Here is a 25,828-nt window from a genome sequence, read left to right as displayed (position 1 = left end):
TTGCGCCTAGATTGCAGGTTCTGCAATAGCATTTTCCCCCTGTTCGCGGCAATTGAAACGCGCCACAGGACATTTGCCGCCATCATTGCATGTGCCGTGCCAGAGATCAGATGACCTATCGGGCCGCAGCCAACCGCGCCAACCCACGTTTTGGGAGGGCCACAGCGGCTAAATGAAAACAGGCACCTGCCTGATATGGGGGCAAGGTGCCTGTTTTGCATGCGTTTTTTCCGCAAAGGGTTTTAACCCCACCGCGTTTGCGCGGATGCCGCTTATTGGCGTAAGTCACGCAGCCGATAGAGCGCATCAAGCGCTTCGCGGGGCGTCAGGTTATCGGGATCAATATCGGCAATCGCATCCAACAGCGCCTTTTGATCGTCCGACAGGGCCGGGGTGGCGTCACGGTCTTCCTGTGCGGCTTGCTCAATCGCGGCAGCAAACAAAGGCAGATCATCGGCCAGCTTGGACACCGCACCGCCCTGTTGCCCCTTTTCAAGGGTTTTAAGCACCTGTTCGGCGCGCTTGATCACCGGTTTCGGCAGGCCCGCCAATTGCGCGACGTGAATACCATAAGATCGGTCCGCACTGCCCAAGCCAACTTCGTGAAGGAAGACAACCTCGCCCTGCCATTCCTTGATCAGCATGGTGTGGCAAGATAGATGGTCGAGCTTGGCGGCGAGGGCGGTCAGTTCGTGATAGTGGGTGGCGAACAGACCACGGCATTTGTTGATTTCATGCAGGTTTTCGACCACCGCCCAGGCAATCGACAGACCGTCAAAGGTGGCCGTGCCGCGCCCGATTTCATCCAAGATCACCAAGGAACGATCGGTTGCCTGATTAAGGATCGATGCGGTTTCAACCATTTCGACCATGAAGGTGGATCGACCGCGAGCCAAATCATCGGCGGCCCCGACACGGGAAAACAGCCGATCAATCACACCGATATGTGCCTTGGCCGCCGGGACAAAGGCCCCGATTTGGGCCATGACCGCAATCAGGGCATTTTGACGCAGGAAGGTGGATTTACCGGCCATGTTCGGACCGGTGATCAGCCATAGGCTTTGTTCATCTTCCAGGCGGCAATCATTGGCGACAAAGGGCGAATCGGCATTTTCGCGAAGGGCTGCTTCGACGACCGGATGACGCCCGGCCGTGATATCAAACGACAGGCTGTCATCAATTTGGGGGCGGACACAGCCCCGATCGCGGGCCAGTTCGGCAAGGGCGGCAGAAACATCAAGCCCCGCCAAGGCCTGGGCGCATTGGGCAATGTCATCGGCCTTGGCCAGCACGGCCTGAACCAGTTCTTCGAACAGTTCGAGTTCAAGGGCGAGCGCCTGATCCCCGGCCTTTGACACTTTGCTTTCAAGTTCGGACAGTTCGACCGTGGTGAAACGCACCGCATTGGCCATGGTTTGACGATGAATAAATTCATCAATTTCCATCATTTTGTCGGCGTTTTTGGCCGAAACTTCGATGAAATAGCCCAGAACGTTGTTGTGTTTGACCTTAAGGTTGGCAATGCCGGTTTGTTCGGTATAGCGGGCCTGAAGATTGGCGATCAGCTTTTTGCTTTCGCTTGAAAGCATGCGCAATTCATCAAGCGGGGGATGATAGCCCCCGGCAATAAAGCCGCCATCGCGTGCCATCAAAGGCAGGTTTTCGGCAATCGCACGGCGCAAAAGATCAATCAGATCGCCGTGATGGCCCATGCGGGTGACATGATCGGTTAGCGATTCTGGCTGTGCGGTAAGGCCATCATTGCCACCATCGGGCTTGCCCAAAAGGGTGCCAATCGCAAACGAACAGGCCAGACCATCGCGCATGGCGGCCAAATCACGTGGTCCGCCACGGCCAACGGAAAGCCGCGATAGTGCGCGTTCAATATCAGGGCATTCGCCAAGGCCAGATCGCAAATCAGCGCGCAGGCCATCGCGATCATGGAAATATTCCACCAGATCAAGGCGTTTGTTGACGTTATCGGCATTGGTCAGCGGGGCAGACAGACGCGCCGCCAAAAGGCGGGCCCCCGCACCGGTTTTGGTGCGATCAATGACCGAAAGCAACGATCCCTTACGCTCGCCCGATTGGGTTTGGATCAGTTCAAGCGACCGACGCGTGGCGGCGTCAATTTCCATGGCCGCCCCCTGCGCCATGCGGATCGGCGGCGACAGGCGGGGCATCTGACCTTTTTGGGTCAGTTCAACATAATCAATCAGTGCGCCGGCTGCGGACAGTTCGGCCAGCTCAAACCCGCCGAAGGCATCAAGGGCCTCGACCTGATAGAGCTTTTTAAGGCGCAATTGCGCATTTTCGGCATCGAACCGTGCCGCGGGCTGCGGGGTGATGATGTTTTTATATTCGCTGTAGATATCAAAGATTTCCGAGCGGTTGAGCAGCCGGTCGGAAAACAGGATTTCACCCGGATCAAGCCGGGCAAGGGCCGCGGGCAAGCCGCCAATATCGGTGGGCTGGACATAAAAATCGCCGGTCGACATATCAAGCCAGGCCAAGCCAACCTTGCCGCGCAATTCCGCAACCGCAGCCAGATAGTTATGACGGCGCGCGTCCAAAAGGCTGTCTTCGGTCAGGGTGCCGGGCGTAATCAGACGCACGACACCGCGTTTGACCACGGATTTTGCACCCCGTTTTTTGGCTTCTGCCGGGTCTTCCATCTGTTCGCAGACGGCAACACGGAATCCTTTGCGGATCAGACGCTGCAGATATGTTTCGTGGCTATGGACGGGAACACCGGCCATGGGAATTTCGTTACCTTGATGCTTGCCGCGTTTTGTCAGGGCAATATCAAGGGCTTCGGCGGCTTTGACGGCATCGTCAAAGAACAGCTCGTAAAAGTCGCCCATCCGATAAAACAGCAGGCAGTCCTGATACTGTTCCTTGATTTCAAGGAACTGGATCATCATTGGGGTCGCGCCCTCTTTGGAAAAGGACGGGGCACTTGGCGTGGTATCGGATGTATCAGCGATGTTGTTCATGATGAATTTGATAACAAACCCTAAAGGCATTTACGAGGGGCAAGACGTGCGGGTGATAAAACTTGATTTATGCCATTGCAACGCCTGAATTTCCGTAAAAGATAACAACTGAGCACAGACTATGGGAAACTGTTGGTTCGCCGGCGCCATGATGGCGTGAAACCGAACAGAAGACCAGTCACCAAGGAGACACACTATGTCAGAAGACCAGACCGCAGCACAGGCCCCCGAACTGGTTGGGTTGTTCGAGACCAAAGACGGTTTTGACGCCGCCGTGCGCGAATTACGCGATAGCGGCTTTGCGCGCACCGATTTGTCGGTTTTAAGTTCACATGAATCAATTGATGTGGCGGGCGAAGATGGCCGGTCATGGTCAGATGTGCTGACCGCACTTGTCGGCGAAGTCAAATATGAGGTGCCATTGGTGGCATCGGGCGCCATTGCGCTGTTTGGTGGGGTGGCAACCGCCCCGGTGGCCCTTGCGGTTGGCGCGGGTGTTGGTGCGGTGGCACTGAGCGAATTTATCGGCGAGGTCACATCGACCCCGCATACCGAGGATTTCGCACGCGCAATTGACGCCGGATCGGTGATCCTGTGGGTGCGCATTGACCCAGAAGGTGATGAAGCCCTTCTTAAAGCCAAGGCACAGGCGATCCTTGAAAAGCATGGTGCGACCAACATCCACCTGCATCAGGGCGGCAAACCGGCCTGATTCCATTTGCCGTGTAGGGCAGATCACATGGATCAAGATATCAAGGCGATCAGAAATGATCGCCTTTTTTCATTCCGACTTTTTGGTCGTGTTTTTTCATAAAGTGGAACAATCGTCCTGCGGCGTTCAGTGCGATGCAATAGGGGCTGCCAAGACGGGGTTAGGCCGAGATTTTATAGGATGCTGAAAAATCAACGCTATTTGCCGATGACCCATTCACATTCCATCGGCGCTGCGGCGCAATAGTGGGGGCCAGCGGGGGTGTGGTGAAGACGGTTGTTGCATTGCAACATACGGAAAACGCTACGTAATTTTGTGGTTGCCGTTAACGTCGCCTTTGACCCGGGGGGCGAAGCCTGATTTATTGGGCGGTCAGACAACGCGGTCCCACGCCGCACATTTGTCCAACTTTATTAAACAACATACAGCATCAATTGCTTTCCAACCCATCATGCAAGCGTCAGTGAAAAAATAATGTCAGATACAGAAATCAAGGTTCGCGACCGCGAAGCGCTTTTGTTTCATTCCAGTGGCCGTCCGGGCAAAATCGAAATCACGCCATCCAAGCCGCTGACGACACAGCGCGATCTTTCGCTGGCTTATTCGCCGGGCGTCGCGGTGCCGTGTCTTGAAATCGCCAAGAACCCGGCGACAGCGTATGATTATACGTCCAAGGGCAACATCGTTGCGGTGATTTCCAACGGTACAGCCGTTCTGGGTCTGGGCAATCTTGGCGCGCTGGCGTCCAAACCGGTGATGGAAGGCAAGGCTGTTTTGTTCAAACGCTTTGCCGATGTTGACGGTATCGACCTTGAAGTTTCGACCGAAAACGTTGACGAGTTCGTCAATTGCGTGCGGTTCCTGGGGGCGTCGTTTGGGGGCATTAACCTTGAAGACATCAAGGCACCTGAATGCTTCATCATTGAACAGCGTCTGCGCGAAATCATGGATATCCCGGTTTTCCATGACGATCAGCACGGCACGGCGATCATTGCGGCATCGGGTTTGATCAATGCCTGTGATTTGACGGGTCGCGACCTTAAAGACATCAAACTGGTGATCAATGGTGCTGGTGCGGCGGCAATTGCCTGCTGCGAGTTGGTCAAAAGCATGGGCGTGTCGCATGACAACGTCATCATGTGTGACACACGTGGCGTGATCTATAAGGGCCGCGAAGACGGCATGAACCAGTGGAAGTCGGCCCATGCGGCGGACACCGATGCGCGTACCCTTGAAGATGCGATGAACGGGGCGGATGCGTTCTTTGGCCTGTCAGCCAAAGGGGCGGTGACGACCCAGATGGTCAAAAGCATGGCCAAAAAGCCGATCATTTTTGCCATGGCCAACCCGGATCCGGAAATCAGCCCCGAAGAAGTCGCATCGATTCGCGATGACGCGATCTGTGCCACCGGGCGTTCGGATTACCCCAACCAGATCAACAACGTTCTTGGTTTCCCGTATATCTTCCGCGGGGCATTGGATGTTCAGGCATCGACCATCAACGAAGATATGAAAATTGCTGCGGCCCATGCGGTGGCGTCCTTGGCACGCGAAGATGTGCCTGATGAAGTGGCGGCGGCCTATTCCGGGCGTCGTTTGCAATATGGCCCGGAATACATCATTCCAGCGCCGTTTGATCCGCGCTTGATCATTGCGATCCCCAAGGCGGTTGCACAGGCCGCAATGGATAGTGGTGTTGCGCGCCGTCCGATCATTGATATGGCGGAATACGAAAACCAGCTGCGCGGGCGTCTTGATCCGACGGCGGCACATTTGCAGCTTATTTCTGATTATGTGCGGGCCCATCCCAAACGCATCGCCTTTGCCGAGGGCGAAGAAGAAACCGTTATTCGTGCGGCAGTGGCCTATCGCAATTCGGGCTATGGCACGCCGATCCTGATTGGGCGCGAAGACCGCATTCATGCCAGTGCCAAAAACCTTGGCATTGAAACCCTTGAAGGGGTCGAAATCAGCAACGCGGCGATTTCAGACAACAATGCTGAATATGCCCAGTTCATGTATGAACGCCTGCAGCGCAAAGGGTATCTGTGGCGTGATTGCCAGCGCATGGTCAATCAGAAGCGTAACGTTTTTGCCTCTGTCATGGTGGCAAAAGGCCATGCCGATGGTTTGATCACCGGTCTGACCCGGAACTTCAATCGCAGCTTTACCGATATTGCCAGCGTGATCGACGCCAAAGAGGGCGAAATCCCGATGGGTCTTTCGATCGCGATTGCCAAGGGCCGCACGGTGTTTATCGCCGATACCCGCGTGCACAATGTGCCCGATGCCGAACAGCTGGCCGAGATCGCCATTCAGGCGGCGGAAAAAGCCCGTCAGCTTGGTCATGAGCCGCGTGTGGCGATGGTCTCGCATTCGACCTTTGGCAACCCGTACAGTGCCGATACCGACCGTATCCGCGATGCGGTCGGCATTTTGGAACGCAGCAATGTCGATTTCGAATTCGATGGCGATATGGCCGTTGATGTCGCACTCGATACCGAGCTTCTGAAACTTTATCCCTTCTGCCGTCTGTCTGGCCCGGCTAACGTTTTGGTGATGCCGGCCCTGCATGCGGCAACCACGGCGTCCAAGCTTTTGGATAAGCTGGGCGGTGGCACGGTTGTTGGTCCGGTGATGATCGGGTTGGAAAAACCGGCTCAGATTGCCCAGATGGGCGCAACGGTGAATGATCTGGTCAATCTGGCAGCCTTGGCTGCGCATGACGCAGAACATAACTAAGACCGGGTTTTAAGACCTCACGACCTTTTGCGAATGGCGGGGCTTTCATGGAAGCTCCGCCATTCTTGTTTGCAAGGCGCGCTTTGGTTCGGAGTGTGTAGCGGCGTATCGGGGTGCGTTGGCGCAGGGTGGTGGAGGATTATTCGATGGCCTGCCCAAATAGCGCGATGACCGCGCCGAGGCTTGCCAGGGCCAGATACCAACTGACTTTAAGCGCACCGGATTTTTGTTTGATGGCAATGACGGCGGCCAAGGCTGATTGCAGGCCGTAATAGATGGCAAACCCGCGCGAGGCATAACTGACAATGGCAAAAATATCGGCCGACCATGTCAGGGTAATGCCGATCACCGCCAGAATGAAATAGGCCTGCGGTTCGCTGATGCGGTTGCGCGACAATTCGGTGAACAAGCCGCCCGATCCGCTGGTATCGGCGATGGCGGCACTAAATTGCGAGGCAAGGGCGGCTGAAACCAGCAAGAAGGGCAAAATCGGTGCGACGATTTGCATCATGTCGATGATGCCGGTTTCAGACATCGACATTTGATCGGGCCGAAACGCATAGCAAATCAGAACAATATAAATCACGTAAATCGCGGTCGAGAGCCATTGCGCCATGCGCATGGATCGAATGCGCATTTTCGCATCATAAACCGATCCCAGATACCGCGATGTTTCAAACCCCTGAACCGTGATTAACAGGCCCAACGCCATGGTGACGGCGGGCCATCCTGTGACGGTTTGCGGATTAAGGATCAGGGTGTTTTGCCGGGCCTGATCCCCAAAATTGACAATCAAGCCAATGATCAGCCCGGCGATGATTGCCAGTTTGATCGCGACGGAAAAATATTCCATCCGTTCGAGACTTTTGAACCCGTTGGTACACCCGACAATAACGATCAGGACAAAAACGCCAGACGTCAAAAGTTTGGCGTCAAAGTCGGAGTTATACGGGGTGAGGCTGAGCGCGAAGGCGCCGAGCAAGTTCAAATAATACGAAACCGAAATGATATAGGCAAAGGCCAACGCCCAAGACGACACGTTTTCAATGCGTTTGGCCAAGATGCCGTGCCCACCTTCGATAATGGTGGTTTCACCCGCAGCAATATTGGACCGGATCACCCCGCCAAACATATAGGCCACCGCACAGAGCCCGATCATCACCAAGGGGGCAAAGCCGCCATAGCCGTGGCTGAGCACGGGGCCCAGCAACAAAAAGCCACTGCCGATGATCGAGGCCAGCGGGGTGACAACCGCGCGCCATAACGGAAACCGGGCAACATGTGGCAACACCAAAACGAACCCGACAGCCAGTGTCGTCAATGCAATGATCAAATCGAATAACACGTTATGCTACCAACAGGTTTTGGGGCAGGGGACTGACATTCAGGGCAAGATAAGCGGTCCTGAAATCATAAGATAGTCTGGTTTTAACAACACCCACCCAATCGGCACATTGGATCGCGTGCTTTCGGGTCGGGCGTTGCGGGTCATTCTGATTGGGGGGCGACTGTGATACTGTGTTTTGTGATGGATTTTATCGTGTACTGGGCGCGTCGACCTGATTTTTGCCACATGTGATCGGCACACCAGATTAACATCGTCGTTCTACCCGCAAAATAGGATATCGTTCATGGGCCAGATGACCCGGTTTCTTGCCGTTTTTATGTTTTTCCCGTTTCTTGCAGCATGCGACGACCCAGAGGCAAAGGGACCGAGCAGCGATGAGATTACAACGGCCGTAATCGAACGGTTCCGGCAAGACCCGTATGCCAAAGTGGGCCACGTTGAAAACGTCACCAAAACCAACAGCATTTCCCAAGACGATGACGAAGTCATTGCGATGGTGCGTTACGATCTGGTGTTTGACCGTACCCTTGCCGAGTTCGCCGATGATGTGTCGGAAAAGGGCAAGGCAGCCGGGGACCTTGATCAGGTTGGCGACACCGTAAGTGACGCGATTGATTTGGTGAAAACCAAAATGCTGGCGCTCAAAGAAGGTGACTTCAAAGCAGGCGACCGCCGGGTTATTGAAAATGAAATTCGGTTGGTGAAGTCCGAAAAGGGCTGGATTTATCGCGGTCGCCCGTAAGCTGAGATCAATATATTTGGTTCAGACATGAAAAAGGGATCCGTGTGGATCCCTTTTTTGTGGTTTCTGAGCGTTATTTGGTCTCAGAAGGTCTGATGATTAGTCGTCGCGCGATGCCAGCACCTTTGGCGGCGGTGGGACGTCCTCGGCGGCAAATTGCAGCCCATCAAGGTCGGTTAGGTCATTGACCCGCATGATGGCATGCAGGCTTTCGACATATTCTTCACCGCGTTCTGAATATTTCGTCAGGGTCGATGCAAGATCCCAACCGGTGACGCGTTGCCCCTCGGCGCGCAGGCGCGCACGTTCTTCGCGCAGGGCCTGATAGGCGGGGTGGGAGTTGATGTTGCGTGCATAGGCCCGGACACTGTCCATCAGGCTTGGAAACGCCTTAATGACGTGGGTTTTGCCATCTTCGCGATCTTTGGGAATGATGCCTTCGGCATCGCCCCAGGCCCACTGACCAAACAGGGCGTTACCCTTACGCACAAACCGCGAGGTGCCCCAACCGCTTTCTTCGGCCGACTGGGCCATCATCAAGGAGGTCGGGATCACATCGATCCGTTCAAGCAGGGCCGTGATGCCGCCATCGGTCACCCGATAGCGTTTCATCAGCTGGGAAACCCATTGCTGGTCTTTGACACTGACGGGGATGCCCGAAATGCCCTTGGCCTGAATGGCCATCAGACGATCACGGCGCGCGTTGATTTCTTCGTTCACGCGCATGGCCAATGGCAACATGATGCGCAGGAAAAGCTGTTTGCGTTCTTTGACCGATGCCAGTTCGCCAAGTCCCTTTGGTACGCGTTTGATGTAAACGCGCGGGACTTCGGTCAGTGTGGGCAGAAGGTAACCGATGCTTTTGAAATACTGGTTCAGCGCAATCACCTCGGGTCCGCGGCGATAGGCTGGTTTGGTTTTCTTTACCGGTGCTGCCGTTGGTGCCTCAACGACGGTTTCCTCGTCTGGGCTTGTTGGCTGCGGCGAAATATCAATTCCGGTAAAAATGCCAATATAGAGTAAGCTGACCGCTCCGAAGATCGAAGCGAGCGCAATTTTCCTGTACAGGCCTGTTTTTGCGCTATTCATCATGTAATCTCCAGGATCAGTAACACTGCCCACCCCATTTGGACGTTATCTATGCCTGCCACGGGCCAAGATCGCAACGGACAATATTCTCGTGGTTGAGAAGTCCGCGTTATCCTTTGCGTTGGGCACATAATAATTACGCCCGGCACAAAACGAATGCTGCGTCGGGCGTAAGTGTTTTGTTAACGACTCGGGGTCTTTTTCGGTCAGTCTGCCATGACCGGTTCGACGGCCTGAACTTCTGGCACGTAATAACGCAGCATGTTTTCGATGCCCATTTTCAGGGTCGCGGTGCTGCTTGGGCAGCCAGCGCATGCGCCGTGCATTTCAAGGTAAACAACGCCGTCTTCGAAACGGTGGAAGACGATATCGCCACCATCCTGTGCCACGGCCGGACGGACACGGGTATCAAGCAGTTCTTTGATCTGGCTTACCAGCTCGTTGTCGCCTTCGGCGGCGGTGCTGGCACCGGTTGCGGCATCGGAATTCTGATCAAGAACCGACTGGCCAGACGTGTAATGCTCCATAATACCGCCAAGAATCTGCGGTTTTAGGGTCTGCCAATCTTTGGAGTCGTCTTTGGTGATGGTGATAAAATCACCGCCAAGGAACACACCGGCAATGCCATCAACTTCGAACAGTTTACGCGCAAGCGGTGATTTCACGGCTTCGTCACCCTTGACGAAGTTCGCGGTGCCCAGGCGGCCCATCACTTCCTCACCCGGCAGGAATTTAAGGGTTGCGGGGTTCGGCGTTGGTTCAGTTTGAATGAACATGGTCAGCTTGTCCTCTCACTCTGATTGCCGGGGCATTTTGTGCCCGCACGGCAATCTACGTTTATTTGGTTAGGCCCTAAATGGGGCAAAAAACCAAAAAGATCAAGTCACAGCGCGCAACTCAGGTATTCATGCCCTACGATATGTGACCGAAATTACGATTAGCGTTGCAGGATGCTGCTGATTTCACGCATCTGGGTACGGGCGCGCAGCAAATAAAATCCGAGCCCCGCCAGATGGTTGGGGAAAATGATGCCATCAGCCGACCCATTGATCACAACCACCGGATCCAAGGCGGCGGCATGTTGCAACGATTCAACCATTTCGGCCCATGCCGGGGCAACCTGACGTTCATTAATGACCTGTTCGAAGTCCGTTCCGAGATCGCGCAGGATCAGGCTATAGGCATAAAGACGTCCCTTGGTGGCATAGAAGACGTCATCGGCGGTGGTGTCAAAAATCGACGGGGCGTCGACTTTGTCATCCAAAAGGGCCGATGCCGAACCAAGATCGTTGGCAAAGCGGTTCAGGGTTTCTTGCAGGTTATCGGCACGACGTTCGAAAACGGCATTTCCGTTGATCAGGCGCTGATTATATTTGCGAAGCGAACGGATCGCGTCGCGATATTGCTGTTCAGATGTCACACCGGGCAGCAGCGATACACTGGGATCAAACACCCATTTATCACCCCGGAATTTCAACAGGCCAGCAGCATTGTCCAAATCCGGGTCAACCTGACTGGAGCCACGGGTCCGCCCGATCTGGTCAGACAGTTCGATCGCAAAGCGCGACAGGGCATAGATCACACCGGACTGGAAGTTCGGCATGTTATCGAGCGCCCCACCGGGCAGGAAGAACGGATCATTCGCCGTCCAGCGGTTTTGATTGACTTCGCGATCAATCAGGGCTGCTGCGGTGTTTACCGAATGGCTGCCCCCCTGATAATTGCCGACAAAATCAGGGTTGTCATCGATGCGATGCACAATTGCCATGCCCACCGGATAATAGACCACAGCCACAAGGACGATTACGGCAAGGCCGCCGATCCAGAATTTGCGTGAACCGAAAACACGTCTCAGTCGCGCTCTAAATCCTGCCATACCGCCTTTTTTGTACAGATAATCGTCTTCAATCATGACTTGTCCTGTGAATTATATCCGGCCATTGAACCTAGGCTGTCGGCGCCCAAACGGCAAGTGCATGATTTCATGGCACTTCGTCGGTCTTGCCGGTCAGCGGTTGAGTGGGGCTTGGATCGTGGGTGGCGAAGAACGATCTTTACGCGTTGATGGTGATGTATGTGTCGTATTCGACGAGGCTCAAAACCGTTTCAAGATCGGGTTCGGCGAGGGCAACGCAGCCCTCTGTACCGCGATAGTCAGGTTTGGCGACATGCATGAAAATCGCCGATCCTTTTCCCGGTATGGGCGGATCATCATTGTGGCCCAGCACGACGACGATGTTATAGGCGTCATCATCGCGATAAAGCTTTTCGTGGCTGGCATCAAATGGCAAGCGCACGGGCCGGTTATAGTCAGGGTGGTTGGGATCGTCACACCAGCCATCTGAAAATGAAATGGTCGTAACCGGCAGTTTGGTATGCGGGCAGGGGCGATGATCGGCCCGGTACATCACATATCGCAATCGCCAACGCCCGGCGGGGCTTTTGCCGTCGCCTTCGGTTTTGTCATTGGCATCAATGACGCCATTGACCCCCAGCGCACAGCGAAATTCCTGATCCCCCACGCGCAACACGCCGTCAGGCGAGACGGATATCTCGACCGGTTTGGGGGCGGGATGTGCGGTGGCGGTGTCTTGCATTCAATCAGGTCCGTCATCGAAGGGGCAAATACGGCATTTGAGTCCGTATCACGGGACTTTGGCGAGGATGATGCGCCAGAACAAAGGTAAAGTTATGGCAAAGCACGCGTTTCGCAAGGTGCATCACGGATCGGTGATGGAAAGATTTTGCGGGTTTGGTCCTTTTGGACAAAAAAAACAGCGCCCTGTGACAAAACGGGGCGCTGTTTCATATTCTCGGATGTGCGGTCAGGGGCTTATTTGCCCAGACGGGTCACACCTTCTTCGATCAGGCTGGCCGCTTTTTCAGCGCCTTCCCAACCGGTGACTTTAACCCATTTGCCTTTTTCGAGGTCTTTGTAACGCTCGAAGAAGTGCTGGATCTGATCGCGCAGAATCTGCGGCAGATCTTCGTAGGATTTGATGTCGGTGTAGTACGGGTCGATCTTGTCATGCGGGACGCAGATCAGTTTTTCGTCCTGACCAGCTTCGTCTTCCATGATCAGAACGCCGACCGGACGCGCACGGATGACCGAACCAGCAACGACCGGCTCACGGAACATGACCATGGCATCAACCGGATCGCCATCTTCACCAAGCGTGTTGGGGATGAAGCCGTAATTGACCGGGTAATACATCGAGGTATGCAAGAAACGGTCAACGAAGATCGCGCCGGAATCTTTGTCGACTTCATACTTTACCGGACCGCCTTGCGGAATTTCGATGACGACATTTACGTCCCATGGAACATCTTTGCCGACGGGAATCTTGTTGAGATCCATCTGGGAAAATCCCTTTCGCTTTTTTAAAGGCATGCCCCGAATCATCGGGACGGCTGTTTTCGGCTTCAGCTACGTAAATCGTACCCAAAGGAGAATGATGCCGCCCTTTTATCGCGAAATGTCACAGCTTCCAAGGGGGTGCGCGTCCATCCATGGTCGAAAGTGACGCCGTAACCGATTTCGCCCGCAATTTGTCATGTGACAGACGGGGACGAAATCCAGATTTTTCATCACGTTATATGGTCAGAACGCGGCAGGCCATCGCGCGATTAAGCGGCGAAAACGTTTGGTGTTTCGGCGCGAAATCGTTTGCGCAGGATGCATTGGACGCTGCGGGAACGGATTACAAAATCTTTTTACGGGCAAGTGATGCCGTTCTTGGATTGATCAGTTCGCGGATCCAGTTGGCGGCTTCGATCACGACCGGGTCTTTTTGCCGTGCCGGGCGGATCAACAGCCGATACCACCAGTGGGCGACGAAATCGGGGAAATTAAGGGCAACCAATTCGCCGCGTTCGACGTAATTACGCGCCACCACATCGGTGCTGGCCACAATGCCCTGACCGGCACGGGCAGCTTCGAGCGCCCAGATATGGTGGCTGAAAGTCGAACAATCGGTCAGGGCAAAGCCCGCATTTTTGAACCATTGATCGATCTGGGAAAACTGTTCGCTGTCGCTATCGATCAGTAGAATGTCACGCGGATTAAGCCCCTGGATATCGATGTTATAGGCATCAAATCCGCGCTTTTCCAGCCATTGCGGGGCGGCAAAGGCAGTATAGACTTCGGGGGTGAGAAGTTCGGTCACCCAGTTTTCAGGGCCGGGTAGGTCCTTTGGCGCGATTTGCAGGGCCAGATCAATTTCAAGCGGATCGAGATCGTCATCAAATTCGATCTTGCGAAACTGAACCGGAATATCGGCCGGTATGCGCGCATGCAGATTGTCGAGTTCATACATCAAAACGGTCAGGGCCGGGGTCGCCAGTGCGCCAATGCGAATGGCCTTACCCTTGTCCGGGCCGACTTCGCCAGTGATGTCAGCAATGCCGTCAAGCGCCTCTGTCAGGCGGGGCAAAAGAAGTTCGGCCGATTTGGTCGGGGTCAGACCGCGCCCTTTGCGGGTAAACAATACCACGCCAAGGTTTTCTTCAAGCTGACGGAGCTGATGACTAATCGCACTTTGCGTGACGTGCAATTCTTCGGCGGCACCCTTCACACTTTGATGGCGGGCGGTGGCTTCAAAAGCGACAAGCGCGCGTAAAGGGGGCAGTTTGCGGCGCATAAGTTCTATCCGTTAGTCTTGGTTTTGATGGTCTGTCATCTCTATCAGGATCGCGTATGGAATGGGGCAAAAAAATCTCATGAATGGCTGAGAACTCTTCATTCGTATTTTTCAAAGTTTAAGGGCAGGATAATCGCCATACGGGTTTCCGGCCGTGCTTGTAAAAAGATGTCTCCTTGCGCCACCCGCAGCAGTCAACTCAGACTGCCGGAAACCCCGTCAGCCCAACCAACCTTTGATACTGGAATAATGATGACCGCGACGCTTTTGCGCCTGAGCGGAAATTTCCGTGGCGTTTTGTGGATGACGGCTGCCATGGCATCGGGCGTTTTTGTCGATGTCTGTGCCAAGCTTGTGTCCCATGACGTGCCCACCGCACAGATTTTGGCCATGCGTGCGATAACGACGGTCACGGTTTTCGTGATCATTGTCATGTTCATCGGAACCCGCGAAATACGCACGCGTCGTCCCTTTGCGCATTTTGCGCGCGGGGTGCTTTGGTACGGCTCTTTGTTCTTTGTTTTCTTTGCCTTGCGCCAAATGAGCATCGCCGAAGTGAATGCTTATTTGTTCATCGAAGCGCTTTTGACCGTCATGATGGCGGTGGTGATTTTGGGCGAGAAGCTTACAGCGCGCAAACTGATTGCCACCCTTTTGGGGTTGGTCGGGGTGTGGGTGATGTGCGCGCCGCGTATGAATGGCTTTGGCGTGCCGCTTGGTGTTGGCGCGGCGTTGATCGGGGCGTTTTGTTTTTCGGCGCAAACCCTGTTTGCCAAGGTGCTGACCCGCACGGAAACTAACTTTTCAATGCTGTTTTGGCCGCAAATCATTGCGGTGATGTTCTGGGTGCCGATTGCGATTATTACCTGGCATCCGGCATCCTTGGCTGACTGGCTGTATTCGTCGGGTGCGGGATTCTTTGCGATGCTGACCAATTACATGGTGTTGCGCGCGGTACGCGTGGCAGACGCCAGTGTTGTGTCGCCCGCGGCCTATACCGCCTTGCCGTTTTCGGTGGCGATGGATTTGATCTTCTTTGACATGTTGCCGGTGCCGATCATTTTTGTCGGGGCGGGGATTGTCGTGCTGGCGGTGATGTTGCTTGATTACAAAGGTGGGGTGAAGCCCGCCGATCAGGACGCAGAAGCAGATGCAGATTTGTTTGGCGCCAAAGAGGGCCGTGCCGAGGCGTCGGAGGCCGCAAACAGCGCAGAGGATTTCGAGGATGGCGGACCATCCCCGAAACCCGTCACCAATGAGGCCTAAACACGATTGCTTTTTTAGACGCGGCCTTTTCGTGTTTCCCAATTTCCCCTTAGCTTTGCCGACTTATGCGTGATGGGCGGATGAATCCGCCGGTGCCTGATCGCGTGGGGTCAGGCCGTAATCACGGATGACACCCGCGACCCGCAGGCGATAATCGGCAAAGATACGGTTGCGGCCTTCAATCTGGGCGGCGCGGTGTTCGGCGATATTGCGCCATGCCTTGACCGCATCTTCATCACGCCAAAATGACAGCGATAAAACTTTGCCCGGGGTGGTCAGTGAACTGAACCGTTCGATGGAAATAAATCCGTCCATGCCGTCAAGGATCGGTCCAAGGTCACCGGCAATGGCAAGATATTCATCGTAATGGTCGGTGTGCGGGGTGACTTCGAAAATCACCGCGATCATGGCTTGATAAGCTCCGCATGTGGGGTGGAGGCAATTTTGAGAAACTGGCGTTCTTCGCGCAGGATGAATTTTTCGCGCTGGGAAAATTCATAGTTCTCGCGGCCCAGCGGATCGTCCTTCAGACGCGCGCGATAGGCTTCATAGGATGCCAGATCGGGCAAATGATAGATGCCATAGGCGGTTGAAACCGATCCTTCATGCGGGGCGAAATAACCAACCAAATCCGCCCCGCAACGTGGAATGGCCTGCCCCCAATTGCGGGCATATTCGATGAAGGCATCCTTTTTGTAAGGATCGATTTCATAGCGGATAAAACACGTGATCATGGAAAGCTGCCTTTGATTTTTTCAGGTTAAAGCGCGGATCTGCGCGGGTTTGTTGCCTGAAAAGTCATAGCGCAGCAGATGGGCCTGATGCTTCGATACAGATCGAACTATTGGGCGAGATTTCGATCACAGCCGGGGTTCAAACACGCGATGTCGCGATGGACAGGTGGGGTAAACTACTGTACGAAATGATATGTTATAACATATCATTTAATAGGAGCATATTTTGTTCAAAAACATTGCGCGGGCCGCCATGGTAAGTGGCGTGGCTTTGATGCCGGTTTTCGGGGCATCCATCGCACAAGCCGACGATGAAACGCAGCAGGCATGGCGTCTTTTCGTGACCGATCAGAAAGACGGCGGGGTTAGCGTTGTTGATCTGGAAAAAATGACGGTGATCGATCGGTTCGACACCACCGGCTATGTGACGCACCTGGTGCCAAGTGAAAGCGGCCAGACCCTGGCAGCGGTTCAAATGGATCATGATGCGGTGCATGTGATCGATAGCGGGATCAAGGTTTCATCCCATGGTGACCATACCGATATCGACATTCATGATGCGACGTTGCTGCCCATTGAGATCACCGGCAATCGACCGGTTCACGCGGTCCCGCATCACGGGGCGTTTTATATGTTCTTTGACGGCGAAGGTGTTGCAAAGGTCTTTGGCGAAGACAACCTTCTTGCCGGACAATCAAAATATGATGAGGTTGCCGCGACGGCCCCGCACCATGGTGTGGTGGTGCCGATGGGGGATTATTACCTGATTTCCGAACCCAATCTTTCGGTTGAAACCAAACCGGGCAGTCTGCCGCCGCGTCTTGGGCTTAAGGTTGTCGATCATGACGCTAAGCAGGTTGGGGATATCCATACCTGCACGGGGCTTCACGGTGAAGCATACTCCGCCGGGATTGTCGCCTTTGGCTGTGAAGAAGGGGTAATTACCGCCCAGCTTGGTGATGACGACGTGCCGGCCATTAAGATGCTGTCATATGGCGAAGCTATGCCAAGCGGGCGTGTTGGCCATCTGGCCGGTGGCAAAGCCATGCAATTCTTCCTTGGCGATTATGGTTCCGACAAGCTGGTGGTGATTGAACCGACCGAAGACGCGCCGTTCAGGGTGGTCGATTTGCCGGTGCGCTATGTCAGCTTCGCGCTTGATCCGCAACAGGTGACGATTGGCTATGTCTTTACCGAAGATGGTTATTTGCATGCGGTGGATGTGTTGGATGGGAAAATTATCCGATCGCAACAGATCACCAAACCTTATAGCAAGGATGGGCATTGGCGCGATCCGCGACCACGCATTGCGGTTGCCGGTGATGTGATTGCCGTGACCGATCCGCGCAACCATCTGGTACGCCTTGTCGATGCCGAAAGCTTCGCCGACAAGGGTGAAATTCCGGTCGAAGGACTTCCATTTAACATCGTTGCGATTGGCGGTTCTGGCCTTTCGCACTAGGTGATTCTCCACCCAGTGCATTTGGCGTCGCAATCCGATGAAGCGGGCAGATTTGGGTCTGCCCGTTTTTTTATGTGCGCCTTATTATATCCGTCTTCGGCCTTGTTGCCGTGCATCCATCCTTCGATTACTATCGAACTATGAAAGAAGGACCCGATATTGCCCGTGTGGCCGCATTGCTTGGCGATCCGGCGCGCGCGAACATGCTAACCGCCTTGCTGAGCGGTAAGGCACTAACCGCGAGTGAGCTGGCACAAGAAGCCGGTGTGACGCCGCAAACGGCAAGTTCGCACCTGTCCAAACTTGAGGCAGGCCAGATCGTCACCCCGCGGAGGCAGGGGCGGCATCGCTATTTCACCTTGTCTGGCCCCGATATTGTCGAGGCGTTGGAAGTCCTGATGGGGATTGCCAGCCGGGTGGGGCATAACCGTGTTCGTACCGGCCCCAAAGACCCGGAATTGCGCCATGCACGGGTATGTTACGATCATCTTGCCGGTGATATGGGCGTTGCGTTGTTTAACGGCCTGTCACAGCGCAAATTGATCGAGGTTGATCTTAATGGTGTGGCCTTGACCGAGGCCGGAATGGCCTTTGCCGCCGAATTTGGCATTGATCTGGCGGCATTGCGCAAGCATCGCCGACCGCTTTGTCGTGAATGTCTGGATTGGAGTGCCCGACAATCCCATCTGGCCGGGTCATTTGGTGCGGCGTTGCTGGACCGGTTTTATGATTTGGGCTGGGCCCGACGATTAAGCGAGTCGCGCGTGGTGCGGTTTAGCCCAAAGGGCGAACAGGCGTTTCGCGAACTGGTTGGCGGGTAACCCAAGGGTGCTGTTAGCTTTTTAAAAGGGCATCCACAAAGCTTGGCACCAGTTCTGTTGCCGGGCCGTAAGTGCTGTGGTCAAACAGGGTCGCCCCTGTGCTGGGTTCAAGGTTAAGCTCAACCGTTTCCGCACCGGCATCCTGATGGGCAATCTGCACAAACCCGGCGGCCGGATAGACATTGCCCGATGTTCCGATGGACAAAAACAATCCGCAATCGCCAAGGGCATCGTAAATACGGTCCATTTCAAGCGGCATTTCACCGAACCAAACCACATGCGGGCGTAACCCACCGGCCTTGCCACAGGACGGGCAGGGCGTTTCCTTGGCAAGGTCACCATCCCAATGGGTCAGCAAGTCACAGTGATTGCAGCGGATTTTCAAAAGTTCGCCATGCATATGGATCAGGTTTTTTGATCCGGCCCGGCCGTGCAGATCATCAATATTTTGGGTGATCAGCAACACATCCCCCGGCCATTCGGCTTCGAGGCGTGCAAGGGCGTGATGGGCGGCGTTGGGGACAATATTGGGGTCCATCAGGGCCGCGCGGCGGTCATTATAGAAATGATGCACCAGATCGGGGTTATTGATGAAGGCGTCCGGGGTGGCGACCTCGGAAATATCGTATTTTGCCCAAATGCCATCGGGATCGCGGAATGTGTGCAATCCGCTTTCCTTGGAAATTCCGGCCCCGGTCAGAATGACAATCGGGGCTTCTTCAGTGCGCAGAATATCAATCAAATCGGGGCGAAGGGGCATGGAAAATCCTGTTTAAATTCGGATCAGGGGGCTTGATTACAGAAACCATATCGCAAAGAAAACGGCCCCGCCAAGTCTGTCTGGCAGGGCCGCTTATAAACCCGATCCGCTAAAATCGGTTTATCTTGGTGCTGTGTGCTTAGGCCGAGGTATCGACATTCCCACCGGGGGTGTCGTCCTTGGGGGCTTCTTGGCCAGCCGGATTTTTGGTGACACCGACCATGGCCGGGCGCAACAAGCGGCCTTTGAGCATGTAACCGGCCTGCATGACCTGTGCGACATGGCCATCCGGATATTCCGGGTGCGGCATTTCAAACACGGCCTGATGTTTGTTCGGGTCGAGCTTTTCACCAAGCGGCTCAAGCTTTTCAACGCCGTTCTTTTCCAGCGCTTTAAGCAGGGTTTGCTCGGTCATTTCAACGCCTTCGACCAGCGTTTTCATGGTTTGGTCGGCACCCGACGTATCGCCAGCAGCATCAAGGGCGCGGCGCAGGTTGTCACCAACATCAAGAAGTTCGCGGGCGAATTTCGTAATCGCGTAGTTGCCTGCGTCCTCGACGTCTTTTTTGGCGCGGCGGCGGGTGTTTTCCACCTCGGCGGCCTGGCGCAACAGACGGTCTTTCAGTTCGGCGACTTCGGCTTCAAGGGCGGCAACTGGATCGGTGTTAACGCCCTCTTCATTGGCCTCTGCTGCCTCTGCGGCGATATCTTCGGCTGCGGCTTGTTCTGCATTAACGTCCTGCAGATCTTCCGGAGTGTTTTTTGCGGTTTCCGACATGGCTAACCTTGTACTTTCACGTTTATGCGGCCTGACACGCAGCGCCGCGATTTATCCAATCAGTCGACCGACCAGTTTGGCGGTGTAATCGACCAGCGGAATGATCCGGGCATAATTGATCCGGGTCGGTCCGACAACCCCGATTGCGCCCACAATACTGCCTTCGGCATTTTGATAGGGCGAAATCACCATCGAAAGACCCGATCCGCCGAACAACTTGTTCTCCGACCCGATGAAAATCTGAACGCCTTGGGCATCCGTCGTCACATCGAGCAGTTCAATCATCTGATCGCGGGCCTCAAGCACGCTAAACAGGCGCCGCACGGTTTCAAGCTGTTCAATCGTATCGATATTTTCCAACAGCTGGGACTGACCCTTAACGATCAGGGACGATCCCTTAACCCCGCCAGCCCATGTTGCAAGGCCCGCATCAATCAATCCGGCTGAAAGGTCATCAAGTTCCTGACGCAACTGATCGCGTTCTTGTGTGATCAGCAAGCGCGCATCGTCGAGAGTCTTACCAGCCAACCGGGTATTTAGATAATTCGCGGCCTCTGTCAATGCCGAGGCGGGTAAATCCGCCGGAACATCAAGGATTCGGTTTTCAACGTTGCCATTCTGCGACACCAGAACCGCAAGCACCTTGCCCGGCGAAAGGCCAACAAATTCAATCTGTTTAAGGCGCATGCCGTCGGTTTTGGGCGCGACAACAAGCCCAGCACAGCGCGACAGACCAGATAACATGGTGGTTGCTTCGCCCAGCATCTGTTCAAGCGAATAGCCAGCCTGTTCGCAGTTTTTGGTCAGTTGATCACGTTCGGCATTGGGAAGGTCACCGACCTCCATTAAGGCATTTACAAAAAGACGCAGGCCCTTTTCGCTGGGCAACCGACCGGCCGAGATATGCGGGGCGACCAGCAAGCCCATATCTTCAAGATCCGACATCACATTGCGAATGGTCGCCGCCGACAGGTTTTCCGACATGCGCCGCGCAATCGACCGAGACCCGATGGGTTCACCGGTTTCGACATAGGCATCAACAATCTGGCGGAACACTTCGCGTGTCCGCACATTCATGTCACCAAGGAGTGTGTCGTCAAAATGCGCCATAATTTATATGTGACCATGTCTTGCGCAAAAAGGTGCGTTGAAAGTTAAGCTGAATTTAGTCACGCAAAGCGAAACCGTCAATCACACCAGATGTCGTGTGTGCCCGGCGGACCATACCATCAATCAAGTAGTTAGGTTCAAGACCTGTCGGGGCGCAATGTGAAACGCGCCATATATCACAGGAAGATCACAGGGAAACTGCTGGACCTTTGATGGGTGTCATCATACTTTGGGCCAAATTTCAGATCATTCGCCCGGGTTGATAAAGACCCGCGCCATACCGACAAACAAGAGGTTCTCCCCCATGCGCCCATCCGGCCGTACCCAAGATCAGCTTCGTGACGTTTCCATCGAAACCGGCATTTCCAAATATGCCGAAGGGTCTTGCATGATCAAATTCGGTGACACCCACGTCATTTGCACAGCAACGGTCGAGGATAAAGTACCCGGTTGGATGCGCAATTCTGGCAAGGGCTGGATCACCGCAGAATACGGCATGCTGCCGCGTGCCACCGATAGCCGTATGAACCGTGAAGCGGCCCGCGGTGGTCAGTCAGGCCGAACCCAAGAAATTCAGCGACTGATTGGTCGTTCGATCCGTGCTGTGACCGATATGAAGGCCATGGGCGAAATGCAGATGCGTCTGGATTGTGATGTTATCCAGGCAGATGGCGGCACGCGTACCGCATCGATCACCGGTGCTTATGTTGCGGCCCATCTGGCGTTTCAGGGCGTGCGTCGCCTCGGCCTGATTAAGGAAATCCCACTGACCCAGCCGGTCGCGGCCATTTCGTGCGGGATTTATAACGGGAATGCCGTTCTTGACCTTGATTACGCCGAAGACAGCAATGCCGGCGCCGATGCCAACTTTGTACTGGCCGGAAATGGCGGCATTGTTGAAGTTCAGGCCACTGCCGAAGACGTGCCGTTTGATCGTGCTGCCTATGATCAGATGTTTGCGCTGGCGGAAAAAGGCTGCAAGGAGCTGTTTGCAAAACAGCGTGAAGCACTCGGCCTATAAGGCTCAGATATTCGTCCCATGCTGGCCTGCAAATGGCGGGGCGCTGCGATTCCGATGCTCACGTACTTAAGTACGCTGCGCTTCGGTTCTCGCGACCAACCATTTTCGGCTCAGCATGGATCGAATCTCAAGAACCTTATTTTGATCTAACTCTTTTTGAAAATCTTCAGGCAGGAACATGGCCCGTCGTTTTACGGAAAAAAAACTGGTGATCGCCAGTCATAACAAAGGCAAAATCAAGGAAATCGGTGCGCTTTTGGCCCCGTTTGGGATTGAAGTTCTTTCGGCTGGTGACCTTAATCTTCCCGAACCCGAAGAAACCGAAAAGACCTTTATTGGCAATGCGCAGCTAAAATCCACGGCGGCGGCCAAGGGGGCAAATTTACCGGCCTTGGCCGATGATAGCGGTCTTGCCGTATCCGCCCTTGATGGGGCACCGGGCATTTATTCTGCCCGCTGGGCTGGCCCGGACAAGGATTTCGACATGGCGATGGAAAAGGTCCAGAACGGGATTGGCAACCATCCCGATCGCCGTGCATCGTTTGTATGTGCGCTTTCGCTGGCGTGGCCCGATGGCCATGTTGAGAATTTCGAAGGCCGCCTTGAAGGCGAGATTGTATGGCCCAAGCGTGGCCGCCATGGATTTGGCTATGACCCGATTTTCCAGCCCAAAGGATACGACGAAACCTTTGGCGAAATGGATCCGGCCAAAAAACATGAAATGAGCCACCGCGCCGATGCCTTCGCCCAATTGGTCAAGGCCTGCTTTGAATAAGCACGTTTGGCTATCTTGATTGGCTTGATGGCTTGCACGGAACCTATGCACGCATCGCTGATGTTATGATCGGCGGTGCGTGTTAGTTTAAGGCCATTCCATTCGCTTTTGAAACGAGTACCACGTGTCTGCACCCCAAGTGTCCAGCTCCCAAGTGTCCGGCTCCCAAGTTTCCGCAACCATGGCCGAAGACGTGCCGTTTGGCATTTATATCCATTGGCCGTTTTGCTTGTCGAAATGCCCGTATTGCGATTTCAACAGCCATGTTGCCAACAGCGTTGATCATGCTCGTTGGCGTGCGGCCTTGCGCGCAGAGCTGGCGGCGGGGGCTGCGCGCCATCCGGGGCGGACGGTTGGATCAGTATTTTTTGGCGGGGGAACGCCATCGCTTATGGATCCGGAAACAGCCGGCGCACTGATCGCGGACATCAAATCGTTTTGGAATGTGACGGATGATATTGAAATCACGCTGGAAGCCAATCCGGGAACGGTTGAGATCAACCGGTTTTCAGCCTTTGCCGCTAATGGCATTAACCGTGTCTCGATTGGCATTCAGGCGCTGAATGACCGTGATTTGAAGTTTTTGGGCCGCCTTCACAGTGCCGAAGAAGCCATGCGCGCCTTGGACGTGGCAACATCGGTGTTTGATCGGTTTTCCTTTGATTTGATCTATGCCCGCCCGGAACATGATCCCAAAGCATGGCGTAAGGAACTTCGCGAAGGGCTTGCCATCGCCAATGGGCATATCTCGCTTTATCAGCTAACGATCGAGCCGGGCACGCAGTTCTATACCCTGCATCAGCGTGGTGAGTTGGTGGTACCGGATGAAGACCTTGCGACCGAGCTTTATGAAATCACCCAGGAAGAAACCCAGGCAGCGGGTTATGGCTGCTACGAGGTGTCTAACCATGCCAAACCGGGGCAGGAAAGCCGCCATAATCTGGTCTATTGGCGCTATGGCGATTATCTCGGCATTGGGCCGGGGGCACATGGCCGCGAAGCGGTAATTCAGTCTGATGGCAGTACCGTGCCAACGGCGGTCCGCCGCCACCGTGCACCTGATATCTGGCTGGACCGGGTGGAAAAGCATGGCACGGGCACGCAGGAAGAAACGGTGCTGGACGCTAATGAACGCCTGCTTGAAATGGTGATGATGGGCTTGCGCCTCAATGAAACGATCCCGACGGCGCGCTTTAACCGAATCATCGGCAAAGGCCCACGGGATGTTTTGGATGCGGATCGGCTTGAAACCCTGATTGGGTCAGGGGATTTGATCTGTGATTCTTCGGGCCTGCGTACCACCGATCAGGGACGCAACCGTTTGAATGGGGTGCTGGGATACTTGTTCGACCATTCGGCGTAAGGCGAGGTGGCCTGATAAAAACGCCAAAATCCCAAGAAAACCCGGATGTTTCCGGCATTGGCCAAACACATACACATCTGACGTGATTTAGTTTCATCAAACCATCAAAAAGGTGGTTGACACTTCAAGCTGACCGCGTATATTCCGCCCCGTTCCGGCGGATCCCGCCGAACAAACCAGATGCCCCTATGCCCAGGTGGCGGAATTGGTAGACGCGCTGGCTTCAGGTGCCAGTGGCCGCAAGGTCGTGGAAGTTCGAGTCTTCTCCTGGGCACCATACCCCAGCACATTTCAAATGTGCTGGGGTATTGTCGTTTTGGGCACTAGCCGATGTTTAGAATCGAAAAAGGCCCCACAAAATTTTGCGGGGCCTTTTTTTTGGGCTAAGTGATTGTTTTTATCCGCTTTGGTCGCCGCTTATGTAAGTCATGGCTACCTCCTTTATTGATCCTGCCAATAATCTAAACCATTTTAGTTACTAATTTGCAACTGAACTTTCGGATTTGGTTGGCGAACTGTCATCTGATGGCTGAGCTATTGTATTTGGATCTCTCCACCAAAATGTCAAGTTATCTGCTGGTGTGAACTTTTTCCGTTCTTCGAGATCTAACTGAGCATTATGTTCCAAGGATTGTACAGGACCCTCCTGACCTTTTAGGCTAATCACCGCTTTTCCATCCCAGTGGTTAACAATAGTGGTCTTTAAAGTCTCGGTGTATCTAAGAACTTGTGTTACATTTGGCTCTCCTACAAGGCACCACATCCAGTAATTAAACTCATATTCAGTTGTTCCGTTTGCAGGAATTCTAATGCCTATTTTAGTTTTATAGTCTTGATCAGTTATCTTTATGACTTTTTCATTGTGCTTAACAGGTGCTTCACCAATGACCGTGGTTTGAAATAGGTGTATCTCCCCCATGACTTTGCTCTGCACACCACCTAAATTCATTTCTAATTGATCACTCTCGATCGAGTCTGGTGAGATTGAGATATCTATCACGTCTTCGTAATCTCGGTCTTTAAACATGTTTTGCAGTGTGTATCGCTTTTCGACTTCGATACGGTATGCATTCATTGACGCATCATAGTCAGTAATTGTGATTTTTCCGGTTGCGGATTTACAAAATGCGGCAAGTTTCTTTATTTGATTTTTATTGTATTGTAGTGATTCATCCGTAGCATGCTCGCTAGAGTATAAGTACCAAATTCTGTTTTCGAGTAACTCAGACTCCGGTCTTCTAAAGCTGTATATTGCCAATGCCAATCCAATGAATATAAAGAAGACTAGACTTTCTAAGGATGAAGCAAAAAAAGATATGTAAAAGTTGTATCTTTGTTCAATGATTACATCAAACCAAGTACACAGGAGAATAAGATTTCCAGCTACTAATAACAAACATAGAAATCCAATAGTTTTAAAGGCTGTGGACGCATTTGTAGAAGGTTTTTTGATACTCATAATACAAGGA

At 53.9% G+C, this 25,828-nt stretch carries 23 protein-coding genes and 1 tRNA gene; 10 read left to right on the top strand and 14 right to left on the bottom strand.

Annotated elements, in window-relative coordinates; genetic code table 11:
- Positions 1 to 272: 272 nt before the first annotated feature.
- Positions 273 to 2,996 (bottom strand): DNA mismatch repair protein MutS, encoded by a 2,724-nt coding sequence (gene mutS, locus HCZ99_RS03820; protein ID WP_167445508.1) that lies wholly within the window; start codon positions 2,994 to 2,996, stop codon positions 273 to 275.
- A gap of 196 nt (positions 2,997 to 3,192) precedes the next feature.
- On the opposite strand from mutS, the gene HCZ99_RS03815 reads away from it, so the two are divergent.
- Together HCZ99_RS03815 and HCZ99_RS03810 are read left to right on the top strand one after the other, a co-directional pair.
- On the top strand, positions 3,193 to 3,708 hold the full coding sequence (locus tag HCZ99_RS03815) for a hypothetical protein (protein WP_167445507.1): 516 nt from the start codon (positions 3,193 to 3,195) through the stop codon (positions 3,706 to 3,708).
- 474 nt (positions 3,709 to 4,182) lie between these two features.
- Positions 4,183 to 6,450, top strand: a complete 2,268-nt coding sequence (locus tag HCZ99_RS03810) for an NADP-dependent malic enzyme (RefSeq protein ID WP_167445506.1) — start codon at positions 4,183 to 4,185, stop codon at positions 6,448 to 6,450.
- A gap of 139 nt (positions 6,451 to 6,589) precedes the next feature.
- Here the strand turns inward: HCZ99_RS03810 and HCZ99_RS03805 are convergent, their stop codons facing one another.
- Positions 6,590 to 7,795 carry a hypothetical protein gene (locus HCZ99_RS03805; RefSeq protein ID WP_167445505.1) on the bottom strand — a complete coding sequence of 402 codons (1,206 nt, stop codon included), beginning with the start codon at positions 7,793 to 7,795 and terminating at the stop codon, positions 6,590 to 6,592.
- A 286-nt stretch (positions 7,796 to 8,081) separates the two neighbouring features.
- On the opposite strand from HCZ99_RS03805, the gene HCZ99_RS03800 reads away from it, so the two are divergent.
- The gene (locus HCZ99_RS03800) at positions 8,082 to 8,540 is read left to right on the top strand and encodes a hypothetical protein (RefSeq protein ID WP_167445504.1); all 459 of its coding nucleotides are present in this window, start codon (positions 8,082 to 8,084) and stop codon (positions 8,538 to 8,540) included.
- Positions 8,541 to 8,639: 99 nt separating this feature from the next.
- Here HCZ99_RS03800 and HCZ99_RS03795 read toward each other — a convergent pair whose 3' ends face one another.
- The 6 genes from HCZ99_RS03795 to HCZ99_RS03770 form a co-directional block, all read right to left on the bottom strand.
- A complete protein-coding gene (locus tag HCZ99_RS03795) occupies positions 8,640 to 9,632 on the bottom strand; it encodes a glucosaminidase domain-containing protein (RefSeq protein ID WP_254869417.1) in 993 nt (330 codons plus the stop codon).
- Positions 9,633 to 9,835: 203 nt separating this feature from the next.
- The gene (locus tag HCZ99_RS03790; protein ID WP_167445503.1) at positions 9,836 to 10,405 is read right to left on the bottom strand and encodes a NifU family protein; all 570 of its coding nucleotides are present in this window, start codon (positions 10,403 to 10,405) and stop codon (positions 9,836 to 9,838) included.
- 161 nt (positions 10,406 to 10,566) lie between these two features.
- Positions 10,567 to 11,541, bottom strand: coding sequence for a DUF2333 family protein (locus HCZ99_RS03785; protein ID WP_167445502.1), 975 nt, complete (start codon positions 11,539 to 11,541; stop codon positions 10,567 to 10,569).
- 142 nt (positions 11,542 to 11,683) lie between these two features.
- A complete protein-coding gene (locus tag HCZ99_RS03780; protein WP_167445501.1) occupies positions 11,684 to 12,226 on the bottom strand; it encodes a L,D-transpeptidase family protein in 543 nt (180 codons plus the stop codon).
- Positions 12,227 to 12,462: 236 nt separating this feature from the next.
- The gene (gene ppa, locus HCZ99_RS03775) at positions 12,463 to 12,987 is read right to left on the bottom strand and encodes an inorganic diphosphatase (protein WP_167445500.1); all 525 of its coding nucleotides are present in this window, start codon (positions 12,985 to 12,987) and stop codon (positions 12,463 to 12,465) included.
- Positions 12,988 to 13,330: 343 nt separating this feature from the next.
- Positions 13,331 to 14,269 (bottom strand): LysR family transcriptional regulator, encoded by a 939-nt coding sequence (locus tag HCZ99_RS03770; protein ID WP_167445499.1) that lies wholly within the window; start codon positions 14,267 to 14,269, stop codon positions 13,331 to 13,333.
- Positions 14,270 to 14,521: 252 nt separating this feature from the next.
- Between HCZ99_RS03770 and HCZ99_RS03765 the strand changes: the two genes are divergently transcribed.
- Complete coding sequence (locus HCZ99_RS03765; RefSeq protein WP_254869416.1) at positions 14,522 to 15,535, top strand: DMT family transporter; 1,014 nt, start codon at positions 14,522 to 14,524, stop codon at positions 15,533 to 15,535.
- Positions 15,536 to 15,598: 63 nt separating this feature from the next.
- Here the strand turns inward: HCZ99_RS03765 and HCZ99_RS03760 are convergent, their stop codons facing one another.
- Positions 15,599 to 15,943 carry an antibiotic biosynthesis monooxygenase family protein gene (locus HCZ99_RS03760; RefSeq protein ID WP_167445498.1) on the bottom strand — a complete coding sequence of 115 codons (345 nt, stop codon included), beginning with the start codon at positions 15,941 to 15,943 and terminating at the stop codon, positions 15,599 to 15,601.
- Entirely contained in the window at positions 15,940 to 16,269 is a 330-nt protein-coding gene (locus tag HCZ99_RS03755; protein WP_167445497.1) for an NIPSNAP family protein, read from the bottom strand. The genes HCZ99_RS03760 and HCZ99_RS03755 overlap by 4 nt, the downstream gene beginning before the upstream one ends.
- A 226-nt stretch (positions 16,270 to 16,495) precedes the next feature.
- On the opposite strand from HCZ99_RS03755, the gene HCZ99_RS03750 reads away from it, so the two are divergent.
- Both HCZ99_RS03750 and HCZ99_RS03745 read left to right on the top strand, forming a co-directional pair.
- A complete protein-coding gene (locus HCZ99_RS03750; protein WP_217701451.1) occupies positions 16,496 to 17,731 on the top strand; it encodes a metallochaperone AztD in 1,236 nt (411 codons plus the stop codon).
- Between the two features lie 140 nt (positions 17,732 to 17,871).
- On the top strand, positions 17,872 to 18,552 hold the full coding sequence (locus HCZ99_RS03745; protein WP_167445496.1) for a metalloregulator ArsR/SmtB family transcription factor: 681 nt from the start codon (positions 17,872 to 17,874) through the stop codon (positions 18,550 to 18,552).
- Positions 18,553 to 18,565: 13 nt separating this feature from the next.
- On the opposite strand, the gene HCZ99_RS03740 is transcribed toward HCZ99_RS03745, so the two are convergent.
- The 3 genes from HCZ99_RS03740 to hrcA form a co-directional block, all read right to left on the bottom strand.
- On the bottom strand, positions 18,566 to 19,312 hold the full coding sequence (locus tag HCZ99_RS03740; RefSeq protein WP_167445495.1) for an NAD-dependent deacylase: 747 nt from the start codon (positions 19,310 to 19,312) through the stop codon (positions 18,566 to 18,568).
- A gap of 139 nt (positions 19,313 to 19,451) precedes the next feature.
- Positions 19,452 to 20,090, bottom strand: a complete 639-nt coding sequence (grpE, locus tag HCZ99_RS03735; protein WP_167445494.1) for a nucleotide exchange factor GrpE — start codon at positions 20,088 to 20,090, stop codon at positions 19,452 to 19,454.
- Between the two features lie 51 nt (positions 20,091 to 20,141).
- On the bottom strand, positions 20,142 to 21,200 hold the full coding sequence (hrcA, locus tag HCZ99_RS03730) for a heat-inducible transcriptional repressor HrcA (RefSeq protein ID WP_167445493.1): 1,059 nt from the start codon (positions 21,198 to 21,200) through the stop codon (positions 20,142 to 20,144).
- 304 nt (positions 21,201 to 21,504) lie between these two features.
- Here hrcA and rph point away from each other — a divergent pair, with 304 nt between their 5' ends.
- The 4 genes from rph to HCZ99_RS03710 all read left to right on the top strand — a co-directional run bounded on the left by rph (position 21,505) and on the right by HCZ99_RS03710 (position 24,636).
- Positions 21,505 to 22,221, top strand: coding sequence for a ribonuclease PH (rph, locus tag HCZ99_RS03725; protein ID WP_022732873.1), 717 nt, complete (start codon positions 21,505 to 21,507; stop codon positions 22,219 to 22,221).
- Positions 22,222 to 22,399: 178 nt separating this feature from the next.
- Entirely contained in the window at positions 22,400 to 22,996 is a 597-nt protein-coding gene (rdgB, locus tag HCZ99_RS03720; protein ID WP_167445492.1) for an RdgB/HAM1 family non-canonical purine NTP pyrophosphatase, read from the top strand.
- A gap of 181 nt (positions 22,997 to 23,177) precedes the next feature.
- Positions 23,178 to 24,359 (top strand): radical SAM family heme chaperone HemW, encoded by a 1,182-nt coding sequence (hemW, locus tag HCZ99_RS03715; protein ID WP_167445966.1) that lies wholly within the window; start codon positions 23,178 to 23,180, stop codon positions 24,357 to 24,359.
- Positions 24,360 to 24,549: 190 nt separating this feature from the next.
- Positions 24,550 to 24,636 (top strand) — tRNA-Leu (locus HCZ99_RS03710).
- 201 nt (positions 24,637 to 24,837) lie between these two features.
- Here the strand turns inward: HCZ99_RS03710 and HCZ99_RS03705 are convergent.
- Positions 24,838 to 25,818: a hypothetical protein gene (locus tag HCZ99_RS03705; protein WP_167445491.1), complete on the bottom strand. Its 981-nt coding sequence runs from the start codon at positions 25,816 to 25,818 to the stop codon at positions 24,838 to 24,840.
- Between the last annotated feature and the right edge of the window lie 10 nt (positions 25,819 to 25,828).

Source organism: Thalassospira lucentensis (assembly GCF_011806425.1).
Lineage (GTDB): Bacteria > Pseudomonadota > Alphaproteobacteria > Rhodospirillales > Thalassospiraceae > Thalassospira > Thalassospira lucentensis_B.
The sequence above is the reverse complement of the archived record's forward strand: the minus strand, read 5'-3'. Positions and strand labels throughout refer to the sequence as shown.